The following is a 14,864-nucleotide window of genomic DNA, read 5'->3' as shown; positions in this document are numbered from 1 at the left end:
TGTGAATATAATGTGTAACTTGTTTCAGGTCAGTTTAATATGAATCTTTTGAAAACTTTATTTTCTCTTAGTTTTACGACGTTGATTTCACGTATATTAGGTTTTTTTAGAGATCTTATAATTGCTCGTGTTTTTGGTGTTTCTATTTATACTGATGCTTTTTTTGTAGCTTTTAAAATTCCCAATTTATTACGTCGATTGTTTTTCGAAGGTGTGTTTTCGCAATCTTTTATCCCTATTCTAATATATTATAAATCAAATAAAAACATACATCATACAAAATGTTTCATTGCATCTTTGTTAGGTTTAATTATTTGTATTTTATCTATCCTAACAATATTAGGCATGATATTTTCTAATTATTTAGTTAAATTGACTGCGCCAGGTTTTTCCAATTGCTTCCAAACATTGAAAGTATCTTCTACTTTACTAGAAATTATGTTTCCTTATGTTTTATTAATTTCTCTATCATCGTTATATTCTTCTGTTTTAAATAGTTGGAATTACTTTACAATTCCGGCAATTGCACCCAGTCTTTTAAATATTACTATGATTGTTTGTTCTATTTTTTTGAATAATTTTTTTACACCGCCAATTTTAATATTAGCTTGGTCTGTTATTATAGGTGGACTTATCCAGTTAATATATCAGTTTCCATATTTATTGAAAATAAATATGTTAATAATTCCAAAATTTAATTTTAAAAATGCTGGCTTATTAAAAGTTTTAAAAAAAATAGGTCCGTCCTTGATTGTTACTTCTGCAAATCAAACTGCTTTAATTTTGAATACTATTTTTATTTCTTTATTACATTCAGGTTCTATATCTTGGATGTATTATGCTGATAGATTGATTGAATTTCCGATAGGGATATTAGGTGTTTCCTTAAGTACAATTTTATTTACATCGCTATCAAAAAGTTATTCTAAAAATAAACTAGAAGAATATAAAAAATTACTTCATTGGGGATTTAGAATCGCTTTAATTTTATCATTACCTGCTTCTATTTTATTATTTATGCTTGCGAAACCATTAGTTGTTATATTATTTCAACATGGAAAATTTACAGATTTTGATGTTTTAATGACACAAAAAGCATTACAATTATATTCTATTGGTTTAGTGGCATTAGTTTTAGTAAAAATTTTATCTTCAGCTTTTTACGCATCTCAAGAAATAAGTTTTCCAACACGAGTTTCATTATTTACTTTATCTATGACGCAAATATTTAACCCATGTTTAATTTATTATTTACAACATGCAGGTTTAGCTTTATCTTTTAGTATATTTGGGTGGATAAATTTTTTTCTGTTATATTGGAAATTATATCAAAAGAAGCTGATTTTTTTTAATTCTAATGAATTAATTTTTATTTTTCGTTTATTAATTGCAGCATTTTCTATGATATTTTTTCTAATTTTTATGTTATATTTTATACCTCTATATAATGTAAATTCTTGTTTTATTAAAATAATACGTCTATTTACAATATTGTTTTTTTCTGGAATGATTTATTTAGCTTGTCTATATTTTTTAGGTATATCCTTTTTCCATAATCCTAATAACATCAATAACAATAAAATTATTAATTAAGAATTATGTATATATGTTAATCAGTTTTGAATTTTATTAGTTAGATATATGTAAATATTATATAAATAATATAAATATATTGAATTATGTTATTAATATAATATTTATTATATAATAGATTGTATTATAATTTTTTATAAAATAATTCAGATTTTTAAATTTTTTTATTTATTGGTAATTTATCTTAAAAATGGAGTTTTCAAATGAAAAAAAGAGCTCTTACTATTCTAATTTTATTAGTAAGCTTGGTCAGTAATGTTCAATCAAAAAATAACGATGGATGGTATATAGGTACTAAAATTGGATGGTCGAATTTTAATCTTTTAAACTATAAGAAAATGCAAGATATAAAGCATGATGAAAGCACAAATGCTCCTATTTTTGGATTATTTCTAGGATATGAATTTAATCCATATTTTGGTTTGGAAATAGAAAATGATACAACTGGATTTTTTCCTCATCTAATGTTTCAAAAATCGAAAGAACATATACAAGCAAATAACGTACAAATTTCAACAAAATTATCCTATCCTGTTACAGATGATTTTCGATTTTACACACGATTAGGAGGGATGATGTTTTGGGAAAATTTAGCTTCTAAAGAAGATTTGAAAAAAACTTTTACTAAACATAGTTGTTTATTTCCTAGTTTATCTGTAGGTGCTGAATATATTTTTAATGATGAATTTATTACTAGATTTGATTATACATGGAAAAGTAGTGTTGAAAATATAATGAATTTATCAAAACCTACTTTAGGAGATGCAGTTGTTTCATTTGCATGGAAGTTCGGAAAGTCTAAAATTAATGATATGTTTACATCATACACACCAGAAACATCCAATCAACAATATGTCGCCCTTAATGAAAACATTAATTTTCCTTTTAATAGCACAGAATTAAGACCTATTTCATATGACAAATTAAGAAAAATTAATAATGAAATAAATAATATTAAATCAAAAAAAATTTATATTACACTATCAGGTCATACAGATAGAATAGGAAATAAAGAATACAATCAGAAGTTATCTGAAGATCGTGCATATAGTATCAAAAATTATTTTACTTCTCATGGAATATCTGAAAATCAAATCAACATTCAAGGAATGGGGAATCAGTATCCTTTAACTGATCAAGTATGTAAAGATATAGAAAGTCGGGCTTTATTGATTAGTTGTTTAGCACCTGATCGTCGTGTAGAAATTGAAGTTTCTGCTGATCAGTAATTTTTTTGAGGATAAAAATTTTATTTTTTAATTTTTTCGGAGAGAGAGAGATTCGAACTCTCGGATGATTTCTCATCGGCGGTTTTCAAGACCGCTGCCTTAAACCACTCGGCCACCTCTCCTTAAAAAACATAATGTTTTAATTATGAAACATTAGTAATGTTAAAACATTCTATTGATGAATGTAAAGACAATTTTTTATTTTATTAAAAATTTTATATAAATATTTTTATATTTATAAAATTTTATTGTAATTTTATTTTTTTTTTTTTATAATATAAAACTATAGGCGTGTTGACAGATTGGCTATGTAGCGGACTGCAAATCCGTATAACCCGGTTCGATTCCGGGATACGCCTCTATAAAAAGCCCGGATGGTGAAATTGGTAGACACAAGGGACTTAAAATCCCTCGGCTTTAAAAGCTTTGCGGGTTCAAGTCCCGCTCCGGGTACCATATTATATTTATAATAAAGCTTGATATACTTTATATAGATTGGTTTTTTCAATCACGTGAAATGATTTAAAATTTTTTTTTAAAATTAAATCATAATTAAAACAACTATTCACGACAAATCTCAACTCTCCTCTTTTTTTTAAATATTTCGATCCCATCATGATAACATTTTTAATAATATTAAAGTTTATTTTTAAATCATTGTGAAATGGCGGATTCGATATAATTAAATTAAATTTATTAAATATATTTGAATAAAGATTGCTAGATAGTACCTTTGCGGATAATTGATTAGAGGAAAGTGTTTCCTGACTAGATATTATTGCAGATTCCTTATTATCTATCATAGTAACTATAGAATTTGGTGAATATTTAAGCAAAGATACTGATAAAAAACCTGATCCACATCCTACATCTAATATTTCACCATGAATATGTTTAGAAAAAGTAGAAGCAAGTAGTTGACTACCTAAATCTATTTTTTTATAACCAAAAACTCCTGGTAAACATTTGATGTATAAATCTTTCCAAATATGTGTGTGAAAAAAATCTTTTAATATAAATTTTGTTTTATATTGAAGAATGCCTGCGAATAGAATAGAATGTTTTGCGCTTTCTAATTTATTTATATGTGTCCATTTTTTTAATATTTTTATCGCACTTTTTACGCCGCATGAATTATTTCCTACAATAAAAATTTCAGTTCCAATAGCAAAACAAGATAACAAATTATACAATTGAAATTTTGCTTCTGACTTACTTTTAGGCCAATAGTAAATAAGTGTATTATAATTTTTAACAGTTTTTTTCGAGACAAGTAAATTATAATGTATATGAATTTTTTTAGGATGATCCGATTTTTTTTCATAAAAATCATTTTTTACACTAAGATGTAAGCTTTTGTCTATACAAGATAAATATCTTGGTAATTCATCTTGAATATTTCCTGAAAAAAAAATTTTTTTATTTTTAAAAATATTTTGATAACGTAAGATGAGTTGACTATTCTGAGAAAATAACAAAATTTTAATGATCCTCACAAATTTGATCTTGAAAAAGTTTAATATTTTATTAATTAGAAATTTTATTTAAACTCCACATCAGTTACATTGAAATATCTTGAATTGTGTAAAAATTCTAAAAAAATAGAAATTGTTATAAAATGATATTTATATTATAATTTAACTAAATTAATATGTGTTAGCTTTTAAAAATAATACATGTACATTTAATATGCATATAAATATAAATTATCGAGCAATATATATGCAAAAAACGTCTATTGAAATAAAAGGCAGTAATTTCACATTATTAGTATTATATCTAAAAAGTGATAATATAGATTTAATTGATAAGTCATTATATAAAAAAATTCAAGAATATCCTCAATTTTTAAAAAATGCACCTATTATTCTTAATGTTTCATATTTATCATTCAATCAAAAAAATTGGAGAAAAATACAAAAAGTTATTATTTCACATAGTTTTTTTATTGTAGGTGTGACTGGTTGTAAAGATAACTATCTTAAAAAAATTATTATTGATTCAGGATTACCCGTTTTATTAGAAGGAAAAAAATCAACAAATATAGAAAATAATATAAATCAAAAAATTAGTTTTTTTTATAAAACACATAATATCGAAAATGAAACTAATAAAGCAATCAAGAAAAAAATAAAAAAAACACATATTATTAATACACCTGTGCGTTCAGGGCAAAAAATATATGCCAAATATTCTGATTTAATAGTCACAAATAATGTCAGCGCAGGAGCAGAATTAGTTGCTGACGGTAACATCCATATATATGGTTCAGTTAGAGGTAGAGTTCTTGCAGGTGCTAATGGAGACATTACAAGTAATATATTTTGCACAGCATTATTTGCTGAATTATTGTCAATATCTGGTGAATATTGGTTGTCGGATCAAATACCATTGAAGTTTATTGGAAAATCAGCGCAAATTTATTTACGTAATAAAATTTTAACTATTAATTCTCTTAGTTAAAAGTGCATTTTTAGGAACTTTTTATATGACACGGATTATTGTAGTTACTTCAGGGAAAGGAGGTGTAGGTAAAACTACTTCAAGTGCTGCTATTGCAACTGGTTTGGCAAAAAAAGGAAAAAAAACTGTTGTGATAGATTTTGATATCGGTTTAAGAAATTTAGATTTAATTATGGGATGCGAGCGCAGAGTAGTATATGATTTTGTTAATGTTATTCAAGGCGAAGCAGTAATCAATCAAGCTTTAATCAAAGATAAAAAAACAAAGAATTTATTTATTCTACCAGCATCTCAAACTAGAGATAAAGACGCTCTAACGCATTTGGGAGTTGAAAAAGTTTTAAATGAATTAATTAAAATGCATTTTGATTTTATTATTTGTGATTCACCTGCTGGAATTGAGAAAGGAGCTATTTTATCATTATATTTTGCAGATGAAGCTATTATTACGACCAATCCAGAAGTTTCCTCAGTGCGAGATTCTGATCGAATCTTAGGAATTATATCATCTAAATCAAAAAGATCTGAAGATAATAATGCCCCTATTAAAGAACATCTCTTGTTAACACGTTATAATCCAACACGTGTTAAAAATGGTGAGATGTTAAGTATGAATGATGTATTAGATATCCTTCGTATACCAATTATTGGTGTAATTCCTGAAGATGTATCTGTTTTGAGAGCATCAAATCAAGGAGAATCTGTGATTTTAGATAATAATTCCAATGCAGGACATGCCTATTTTGATACAGTGAATCGATTACTAGGTGAAAATCATAAGTTTCGTTTTATTGAAGAAGAAAAAAAAAGCTTTTTACGACGTTTATTCGGGAGATAGATATGGCTTTATTAGATTTTTTTTTATCCCGGAACAAAAATACTGCTCATGTAGCAAAAGAAAGATTGCAAATTATTGTTGCAGAACGAAGAAAATTTCAAAACGAACCAGATTATTTTCCGCAATTAAAACGTGAAATACTTTCTGTAATTTGTAAATATGTCAATATAGATCCTAACATGGTAACAATACAGTTAGAGCAAAAAAATAAAGATATTTCTATATTAGAACTAAATGTTGTTTTACCAGACTAATAACTAGAATAGTTATATAACAGTTAAAATAATCTTATCAAATTCAATCTATATTAACGTTAATAGTAATGAGATCAATACTGAAGTATTTTTGGTATTTCAGTATTGACATTTTTACATTTAAAAAACTTTATTTAAATAATTAGGTTCTAATTCAGTAAAATGTAAAAAATTCTTTTTTTTTATATTAAATAAAGAAAATGGAATTAAATCTTTTGCATTAGGCCATATATTTTTTATTTTATTAAAATTAAAAAAATTTTTTTGATTGAATTTCTCTAATCCATTTCCAATAAGAAACCAATCATTATTCAAGTGTTTCATTTCTTTGTTAATTTCATAAGAATGTATTAAAACTTCTGTCTTCTCTCCAGTCCATAATAATGTATTATCTTTGATATATTTAGCCAAATATATCTTGTTGATTCCAGCTCCAATAGTGACTAAAATTTTCTTTTGATGATACTTCCTCCATGCTTTTTCTGCCATTATAGCTAAAGTAGAAATTCCTAAAATAGGAATATTTAAACTTAAAGATAAACTTTGAGCGATTCCTATAGCAATTCGTATTCCAGTAAAATTTCCAGGTCCTTTTGCAAAAGATATATAATTAAGATCTTTAAATGTTATTTTCGAAATTAATAGTATTTTTTTGATCATTGGTAATATTTTTGCAGTATGTTCTTTATTGCAGTTATCTGATAACGAATATATTTTTTTTTTTATATATCGCTACTGAGCAATAATTCATCGAAGTATCAATTGCTAAAATTATATTAGACATAATTTTCTCAAAATTAAAAATTTTTTTATTGTATCACTAAAAATATTTTATTTTTTAGTGATTCGAACTAAATCAATACGATATGCGGTTACTTTAACAATATGAAATGAAAAAGAATTAATATGAATGATTTCTCCTGGGATAGGTAATTGTCCGTTTTGAGCTATTAATAACCCTCCTAAAGAAGCACAATCATTTTCTTTAATAAATTCTTTTGTATTGAGTAATTGTTGTAAAGAATGCAAATCTGTTTCTCCTTTTACTAACCAACTATTCTTTTCTTTTATAATATCTGGTGTTTCATCAGCATCTGGGAATTCTCCAGCTATAGCTTCTAATACATCTAATGGAGTGATTAATCCTTGTACTACCCCAAATTCATTACTAACAATTACAAAGCTTCCTTGGGCGCGACGAAGAACACCTAAAAGATTAATAGGATCAAGAGTATCAGGTATAATGATGGGTGGTATTTGAGAGGAAAATTGATAAACATCTACATTTTTTTCGATCGCTACAAGCAATTCCTTAGCACGTACAATACCAATAATTTCATCTAATTCGCCTTTGCAAACTGGAAACAAACTATGAGGTGTATCTAACAATTGAGAACGAATTTCATTAGTGTTTTTTTCTGTATTCACCCAAGATATATTACTTCTTGGTGTCATAATGCTTTTAATTGATCGACCTGCTAACGTAAGAACTCCATTAATCATATATTTTTCTTCATCTTGAAATGTTTCTGTTGCTAATGAAGGAATGATATTTATTTTTTTATTTTCACTCAATTGTGCATTGGTTATATTTTTATTTGTATTTTTTTCTCTTATCATTAATCTCAAAATTGCTTCAGCAGCTCTTTGTCTCATAGGTTTTCTGGATTGATTTTTCATAAAGTTATGTCGGGCTATTTGATTAAATATTTCGATTAAAATAGAAAATCCTATAGCTGCATATAAATACCCTTTTGGGATATAAAATTTTAGTGCTTCTGCAACTAAACTAAATCCAATCATTAATAAAAAACTAAGACATAAAACTATAACTGTTTGATGTAAATTAATAAAGTTAGTTAATGCTTTCGAGGCTAACAACATAAGTATTGCGGCCAATATCACTGCAATCATCATAATTAACAATTGGTTAACCATTCCAACTGCCGTAATAATAGCATCTAATGAAAATACCGCATCTAAAACAACAATTTGAATAACTACAGCCCAAAAACCAGCGTAATTTTTGTTGTCTGAATTTTCATGATCTTCATTTTCTAATCGCTCATGCAATTCAATTGTTGCTTTAAATAATAAAAATAAACCACCAATAAGTAAAATCAAGTCACGAACTGATAAGGTAAAAAATCTATTATTAATGATAGGAGTAGTTAAAGTTACCACCCAAGATATAAACGATAATAATCCTAATCTCATTACCAGTGCTAGTCCTAAACCAATTAATCTTGCGTTATCTCTTTGATTAGGAGGTAATTTTTCGGATAAAATTGCTACAAAAATTAAATTATCAATTCCTAGAACTACTTCTAGAACTACTAGTGTTAATAAGCCGGCCCAAGTTGACGGTTCTAAAAAAAAATCCATCAGAAAAACTCCGTAAAAAAAATAGGACAGCATAGTATTCAAGTTATTTTATATAAATATTACATATTTTATTGTCGAGAAGATGAAAAAATCATTTAGATACATCTAGATCTATGTTTGAATAAAACAGATTTTGAGAGAATTTATCTGTGAAGTTAAAGTTTTTTAATTATTTTTAGATTTTTACTTTCTTAATATTTTATATATTTAATTTGATATTGAAACAACATTCTCTGATTTTGAACAGAGGTATTTTATAAAAAATTTTGTTTTTTTATATAAAAATTTACGTTAATTATACCAGGATTTTTTTATTTTAAATTTTAAATTCAAATATTTTATTTTTTTTATAGTATTCAAAAAAATATTGTTTTTTAAATATATAAATATTATATAAATATATTTTTTATTTGATTAATTAAAATTGTATTATTGTGAATAAAAATATTGCTTTTTAAACTATATTTACGTTAATTATAAACTTTTTTACATAAAAATACAAGCTTAACAGAATTTAATAAAAAATAAATTTTTTTAATGTTTTCTCTTAATAGATATATTTCTACTAAGAGAAATTGTATGCAATTTATTTTACATATATTTTTTATTATTTAACGCCTGTATTCTTTTATCTAAAGAAGGATGAGACGCAAATAATGCTATCGATCTAGATCTACCATTAATACAAAGTGTAATAATACTCTGTGATTCTTGAACTTCATAACTTGATTTTAATTTATTTAGCGCAGCAATCATTTTTTTACGCCCAACCAATTTGGCAGAACTAGCATCTGCATAAAATTCTCGATGTCTAGAAAACCACATAGTTATGATAGTTGCTAGCATACCAAACGTTATTTCTAATAATGTTGAAATGATAAAAAAAACAAATGAATTTTTTTCATTTGTATTATCTTCATCGTTATTGTTTGATAGAAAGCTATTTAATATTTGTGAGATAATACGAGATATGAAAATAACAAAAGTATTTACCACTCCTTGTATTAAACTCATGGTAATCATATCTCCGTTAGCAATATGACTAATTTCATGACCGATCACTGCTTCTGCTTCATGTTTAGTCATTTTTTCTAATAGCCCTGATGATACTGCAACTAATGCCGAGTTACGTCGAGGACCTGTTGCAAATGCATTGATATCAATAGCATCATATGTGGCAATTTGAGGTGTTTTTATTCCTTTTTGAATTGATTGCTTATGTACAGTCGAAACTAGCCATTTTTCTATATCATTGCTAGGAGATTTGATTATTCTACCATTAACTGAACGTAACGCAATCCATTTAGATATAAGTAATGATACAAGGGATCCACTAAAACCAAACAAACTAGAAATAATAAATATACCATAAATACTATCCGAAGCAATTCCTGTTAATGCAATAATTAGAGAAAATATTGATGTAACTGCTAAGTTAGTTATTAAGAAAAGAATGATGCGTATCATAAGATATGATCTTCCTCAATTCAGTCAAATAGTATTTTAAAATTAATTTTTGAACATTGATTATATAAAAAAGTTAATTTTTAAATTAAATATGTAAAAATATTGACAAAATAACATATTTTTGTTAAAAAAGTCAAGATAGATAAATTAATTATATTTTAATGAAATTTATGCCAATATCTCCCATCTTTCATAATTATGTCATCTGCATTTTGTGGCCCCCATGTACCTGCAGCATATAATTTAAGAGTGTTTTCTTTGCTATTTTTCCAAGCTTCTATAATAGGATCAATCCATTTCCATGCTTCTTCTGTTTCTTCACGACATACAAAACAAGATTGATCCCCTTTCATAGCTGCTAATAAAAGTCTTTCATAAGCATCAATTTTTTTTGAATTTGTCTTTGTAAATAAATTTGACTGAATTTTTTCATTTTTTAATTGATATATTTCATTTAATCCTGATATTTTTTTTAAAAAATCTATTTGGATGTTTTCATTTGGATCTAAACGTATAATTAATTTATTTTGAGACAAATTATAATTATTATTTTTGAATAAATTAATTGGCATTTTTTTGAACACAATTACTATTTCTGAATATTTCTCTGCTAATCTTTTTCCAGTTCTTAAATAAAAAGGTACACCAAACCATTGATCGTTTTTAAGATCTACTTTAATACATACAAATGTTTCAGTTTGACTTTTTACATTTGCTCCCTTTTCTTCTAAATATGAAGAAACTTTTTTCCCTTGAATATTACCTTCGGTGTATTGACCGCGAACAGTTTTAATATTTATGTTTTCTGAATTAATAGTTTTTAACGCACGTAAAATTTTTATTTTTTCATTTTGTATGCTTGTTGATGAAATATTTTTTGGTGGATCCATTGCAATTATAGTTAATATTTGTAAAAGATGATTTTGAACCATGTCTTTTGTTTGGCCCATTTTATCAAAATAGTTCCATCTGTTTTCAATACCTACTTGTTCAGAAATAGTAATTTGCACATGATCAATTATTTTATTATTCCAACTATTAAAAAATAATGAATTAGCAAATCGTAAAGAAATTAAATTGAGTATTGATTCTTTACCTAGGTAGTGATCAATTCTAAAAATTTGTGATTCTAAGAAATATTTAGATATTTGATCATTAATTGCTTTACATGTTTTAAGACATACACCTAATGGTTTTTCTATGATTATTCTTGCAGGAAATAAATTTAAATTAATTTGTCCTAATCTTTTAAAAATAGTACTAAATACACTTGGAGGGACAGCACAATAATAAATAATTATACTTTTTGTTTGATTTAGTATTTTTTTTAATTCTATAAAACACAGCTCTTTAAAAATATCAACATTTAAAAAATATAAACGTGCACTAAATTTATTCCAAATATTTTCATTGATTTCTTGTGTTAAAAATTTTTTAATTGCTGTTTTTGCTATTTTTATATATTCTTTTCTAGTCCAATCAGCACGGCCTGATGCGATGATGCGTGTATCAGGATGTATTTTTTTATATTCTTCTAATTTATATAAAGCAGGTAATAATTTTCTTTGAGCTAAATCTCCCTTGGCTCCAAAAATAACTAAATCGCAAGCTTGAATAGTATCGATCATAACGGTTCTCTTTTCTAAAATATCATATTTTATGTGTTTAAAAATATAGAAAATTAATACACTTTTTTTGAAAATCATTATAGATTAAAATATATTTTTAAGATTTTTTATTTAATATCATCTATTATTAATACTAAATTTAAAATTTTTCTATCAATTTTACTAAATAAATCAATATAAATAAACGCTTAGTGTTTGTTATATTTTATTTTAAGTGAATTTTAAAAATAAAATTTAATTAATAATATTATAATAAAATAAATTACTGGAGGTATTCATGTTAACTCGTTTAAGAAGAACTAAAATCGTTGCTACTTTAGGTCCTGCTACAGACAAAAACGATAATCTTAAAAAAATTATTGAATCTGGAGTCAATGTTCTTCGTTTAAATTTTTCTCACGGCTCTGCTAATGAACATATTGAAAGAGCTGAAAAAGCAAGAGAAATTATGTGCCATTTAAATTGTAATATTGCCTTACTTGGTGATTTACAAGGGCCGAAAATTAGAATTTCCAAATTTCAAAACAATAGTATTTTACTTCAAAAAAATGAAATTTTTATATTAGATGCAAACTTGAAAGATACTGATGGTAATCAAGAAAGAGTAGGAATTGATTATAAAAAATTACCATATGATTTAAATATTAATGACATTTTACTGTTAGACGATGGTAAAATACAATTAAAAGTATTAAAAGTTACAGATTTCGAAATATATACTATAGTTGTTATAGGAGGAATTTTATCAAATAATAAAGGTATTAATAAATTAGGTGGTGGATTATCTGCTCATGCTTTAACAGAAAAAGACAAAAAAGATATAATACTTGCTTCCACAATAGATGTAGATTATTTAGCCATATCCTTCCCTAGATGTGGAGAAGATTTAAAAAAAGCAAGATATTTATTAAATAAAGCTGGTAGTCAAGCTAAAATTATTGCGAAAATAGAGCGCGCAGAAGCTGTGAGCAGCCAAAATTCAATAGAAGATATAATACTATCGTCAGATGCTATCATGATTGCTAGAGGAGATTTAGGAGTAGAGATTGGAGACGCAGAACTTGTTGGTATTCAAAAAAATTTAATTAGAAGTGCTAGGAAATTAAATAAAGTCGTTATTACAGCCACTCAGATGATGGAATCTATGATTTTAAATCCATCACCTACTCGTGCAGAAGTAATGGATGTTGCAAATGCTGTATTAGATGGGAGTGATGCAGTTATGTTATCTGCTGAAACTGCATCTGGTAAATATCCTGCAGAAACTGTTTTAAATATGTCAAAAGTTTGTATGGGAGCTGAAAGGGTACCTAGTATCAATGTATCTAGACATCGCATGAATATAAAGTTTAATGATATAGAAGAAACTATTGCTATGTCGGCTATGTACGCAGCAAATCATTTAAATGGAATTACAGCAATTATTACTATGACTGAATCTGGTAAAACTGCTTTAATGACATCTCGAATTACATCTGGATTGCCTATTTTTGCTTTATCAAAACATAAGAAAACTTTGAATTTATCTACTTTATATAGAGGTGTTATTCCTATTTATTTTGATAGTCAACATGATGGGGTAAAAGCTGCTAATGAAGCTATAATATTATTATGTAAAAAAGGTTTTTTATTTAATAATGATTTAGTTATCGTCACTCAAGGAGATATAATGGGAAAAACAGGAAAAACAAATACTAGTAGAATTTTAAAAGTTATTTATTAGCTTGAATTTATGTTAATTGCAATGTATTAAAAAAATTATTTTAATTTTGATAAAATGATTTTAGATATTTTAAAATATAAAGTTAACTTTTTGTCTGTCAGTGGCTCTATAAAATCAGACTGAGCATATATTGGATTGACTGCATGTTTATTAATCCATATTTCATAGTGTAAATGTGGTCCGGTTGTTCTACCAGAATTTCCAGATAACGCAATTTTTTGATTTATTTGAACATCTTGATTTATTTTAACTAAGATTTTTTTAAGATGCATATATTTAGTGATACATTGATTAAAATGTTTTAACACTACATAAAAACCTGAGATTTTATTGAATCCCGTTTTTATGACTTTCCCATTACTAGTAGCTCGAACTACAGTTCCTTGTGGCATTGCTAAATCTACTCCTAAATGACGACTTATACGATGTGTAATGGGATGAATACGATGTAAATTAAAAGAAGAAGAAATTCGATATTTTTTTAAAAATAAAAAGTTCATATTCATTTTTGATGTATTAAAACCATGAATATCATAAAAATTTCCATTCATAGCTCGTATAGAATAATACGTTTTGTCTATATTATTTAATTTTATACCTAGTAATATATTTTTATTTTTTTTTGAATTTGTTTTTTCTTTTAAAAAAATGAGATCAAATGTACTATTAGGATGTATTTTATGAAAACTAATTTGCCATTCTATAGCCTGAATAGCAGTATTAATATCAAATAAATTTAATCCTATTTGACGTGCGCTTCTGAAAAAATTAGAATTTTTTTGAATATAAACTGTTTTTTTAAATAACGTGTTATTTGACAAAAATGAAATAAAACTAGATTCATTTTTAATTGTCATAAAATTTTTAAAAAATTGAAAGTTAACGTTTTTGTTTTTTTTATATTTAGTATCGTCTTTCGAATGATTTATTAATTGATCGTTTTTTTTAAGATTAATAATTCGATTAAATAACGTTTTTTTTTCTTTCAGTTCAATGTTACAACTGGATAGTATCAAAGTAAAAATAATGATTTTTATGAAGAATATAGATATATTATAAAAGTTAACTATATAATTTAAATGTAAGAGATTTAAAAATAAAGAAATTTTTTTGTAAACACAATACACTTCTTGCATTCCTCGAATAATTTTAATCGGATAATATATTAATTATAATAGTATAATAAATTTAAAAATATAATTAAACAAAATGAATTGATAATATGAAAATTTTAAGCAAAAAATATTTAATTTTTTTGCTTAGCATAATAATTAGAATATTTTT

At 25.4% G+C, this 14,864-nt stretch carries 12 protein-coding genes and 3 tRNA genes; 8 read left to right on the top strand and 7 right to left on the bottom strand.

Translation table 11 applies throughout. The features are described 5' to 3' along the window. Positions 1–39 precede the first annotated feature (39 nt). Both murJ and IX46_RS01650 read left to right on the top strand, forming a co-directional pair. Entirely contained in the window at positions 40–1,593 is a 1,554-nt protein-coding gene (gene murJ / locus IX46_RS01655; protein ID WP_053940282.1) for a murein biosynthesis integral membrane protein MurJ, read from the top strand. 203 nt (positions 1,594–1,796) lie between these two features. Next, a complete protein-coding gene (locus tag IX46_RS01650) occupies positions 1,797–2,822 on the top strand; it encodes an OmpA family protein (RefSeq protein WP_053940281.1) in 1,026 nt (341 codons plus the stop codon). 37 nt (positions 2,823–2,859) lie between these two features. Here the strand turns inward: IX46_RS01650 and IX46_RS01645 are convergent. Beyond that, positions 2,860–2,944 (bottom strand) — tRNA-Ser (locus tag IX46_RS01645). Between the two features lie 166 nt (positions 2,945–3,110). Here IX46_RS01645 and IX46_RS03190 point away from each other — a divergent pair. Together IX46_RS03190 and IX46_RS01640 are read left to right on the top strand one after the other, a co-directional pair. Next, positions 3,111–3,181, top strand: a tRNA-Cys gene (locus IX46_RS03190). Positions 3,182–3,190: 9 nt separating this feature from the next. Further along, positions 3,191–3,278: transfer RNA gene (locus IX46_RS01640), tRNA-Leu, on the top strand. A gap of 8 nt (positions 3,279–3,286) precedes the next feature. On the opposite strand, the gene rsmC is transcribed toward IX46_RS01640, so the two are convergent. Beyond that, on the bottom strand, positions 3,287–4,300 hold the full coding sequence (rsmC, locus tag IX46_RS01635; protein ID WP_071880123.1) for a 16S rRNA (guanine(1207)-N(2))-methyltransferase RsmC: 1,014 nt from the start codon (positions 4,298–4,300) through the stop codon (positions 3,287–3,289). A gap of 244 nt (positions 4,301–4,544) precedes the next feature. On the opposite strand from rsmC, the gene minC reads away from it, so the two are divergent. Genes minC through minE form a run of 3 tightly spaced genes read left to right on the top strand, consistent with a single transcriptional unit; the run spans position 4,545 to position 6,377 of the window. After that, on the top strand, positions 4,545–5,285 hold the full coding sequence (minC, locus tag IX46_RS01630; protein ID WP_053940536.1) for a septum site-determining protein MinC: 741 nt from the start codon (positions 4,545–4,547) through the stop codon (positions 5,283–5,285). A gap of 25 nt (positions 5,286–5,310) precedes the next feature. After that, positions 5,311–6,123: a septum site-determining protein MinD gene (gene minD / locus IX46_RS01625; RefSeq protein WP_053940280.1), complete on the top strand. Its 813-nt coding sequence runs from the start codon at positions 5,311–5,313 to the stop codon at positions 6,121–6,123. 2 nt (positions 6,124–6,125) lie between these two features. Then, positions 6,126–6,377, top strand: coding sequence for a cell division topological specificity factor MinE (gene minE / locus IX46_RS01620; RefSeq protein WP_053940279.1), 252 nt, complete (start codon positions 6,126–6,128; stop codon positions 6,375–6,377). A 120-nt stretch (positions 6,378–6,497) separates the two neighbouring features. On the opposite strand, the gene tsaB is transcribed toward minE, so the two are convergent. From tsaB to zwf, 4 genes are all read right to left on the bottom strand, one after another. Beyond that, the gene (gene tsaB, locus IX46_RS01615) at positions 6,498–7,037 is read right to left on the bottom strand and encodes a tRNA (adenosine(37)-N6)-threonylcarbamoyltransferase complex dimerization subunit type 1 TsaB (protein ID WP_238967834.1); all 540 of its coding nucleotides are present in this window, start codon (positions 7,035–7,037) and stop codon (positions 6,498–6,500) included. Positions 7,038–7,208: 171 nt separating this feature from the next. Next, positions 7,209–8,762 carry a TerC family protein gene (locus IX46_RS01610; protein WP_053940278.1) on the bottom strand — a complete coding sequence of 518 codons (1,554 nt, stop codon included), beginning with the start codon at positions 8,760–8,762 and terminating at the stop codon, positions 7,209–7,211. A gap of 591 nt (positions 8,763–9,353) precedes the next feature. Further along, positions 9,354–10,229: a protease HtpX gene (htpX, locus tag IX46_RS01605; RefSeq protein WP_053940277.1), complete on the bottom strand. Its 876-nt coding sequence runs from the start codon at positions 10,227–10,229 to the stop codon at positions 9,354–9,356. 158 nt (positions 10,230–10,387) lie between these two features. Next, positions 10,388–11,857, bottom strand: coding sequence for a glucose-6-phosphate dehydrogenase (gene zwf / locus IX46_RS01600; RefSeq protein ID WP_053940276.1), 1,470 nt, complete (start codon positions 11,855–11,857; stop codon positions 10,388–10,390). Positions 11,858–12,134: 277 nt separating this feature from the next. On the opposite strand from zwf, the gene pyk reads away from it, so the two are divergent. Then, complete coding sequence (pyk, locus tag IX46_RS01595; protein WP_053940275.1) at positions 12,135–13,580, top strand: pyruvate kinase; 1,446 nt, start codon at positions 12,135–12,137, stop codon at positions 13,578–13,580. Between the two features lie 35 nt (positions 13,581–13,615). On the opposite strand, the gene IX46_RS01590 is transcribed toward pyk, so the two are convergent. Next, positions 13,616–14,716: a peptidoglycan DD-metalloendopeptidase family protein gene (locus IX46_RS01590; protein ID WP_082249198.1), complete on the bottom strand. Its 1,101-nt coding sequence runs from the start codon at positions 14,714–14,716 to the stop codon at positions 13,616–13,618. Positions 14,717–14,864: the final 148 nt, after the last annotated feature.

The organism is Buchnera aphidicola (Aphis glycines), from assembly GCF_001280225.1.
In the GTDB taxonomy this organism is placed as follows: domain Bacteria; phylum Pseudomonadota; class Gammaproteobacteria; order Enterobacterales; family Enterobacteriaceae; genus Buchnera; species Buchnera aphidicola_E.
This window is presented reverse-complemented; position numbering and strand designations above follow the sequence as displayed.

Bases quoted from the DNA above. Each gene is read 5' to 3' on its own strand.
- murJ (WP_053940282.1), top strand. From the start codon at position 40: ATGAATCTTTTGAAAACTTTATTTTCTCTTAGTTTTACGACGTTGATT.
- IX46_RS01650 (WP_053940281.1), top strand. From the start codon at position 1,797: ATGAAAAAAAGAGCTCTTACTATTCTAATTTTATTAGTAAGCTTGGTC.
- minC (WP_053940536.1), top strand. From the start codon at position 4,545: ATGCAAAAAACGTCTATTGAAATAAAAGGCAGTAATTTCACATTATTA.
- minD (WP_053940280.1), top strand. From the start codon at position 5,311: ATGACACGGATTATTGTAGTTACTTCAGGGAAAGGAGGTGTAGGTAAA.
- minE (WP_053940279.1), top strand. From the start codon at position 6,126: ATGGCTTTATTAGATTTTTTTTTATCCCGGAACAAAAATACTGCTCAT.
- tsaB (WP_238967834.1), bottom strand. From the start codon at position 7,037: ATGATCAAAAAAATACTATTAATTTCGAAAATAACATTTAAAGATCTT.
- IX46_RS01610 (WP_053940278.1), bottom strand. From the start codon at position 8,762: ATGGATTTTTTTTTAGAACCGTCAACTTGGGCCGGCTTATTAACACTA.
- htpX (WP_053940277.1), bottom strand. From the start codon at position 10,229: ATGATACGCATCATTCTTTTCTTAATAACTAACTTAGCAGTTACATCA.
- zwf (WP_053940276.1), bottom strand. From the start codon at position 11,857: ATGATCGATACTATTCAAGCTTGCGATTTAGTTATTTTTGGAGCCAAG.
- pyk (WP_053940275.1), top strand. From the start codon at position 12,135: ATGTTAACTCGTTTAAGAAGAACTAAAATCGTTGCTACTTTAGGTCCT.
- IX46_RS01590 (WP_082249198.1), bottom strand. From the start codon at position 14,716: ATGCAAGAAGTGTATTGTGTTTACAAAAAAATTTCTTTATTTTTAAAT.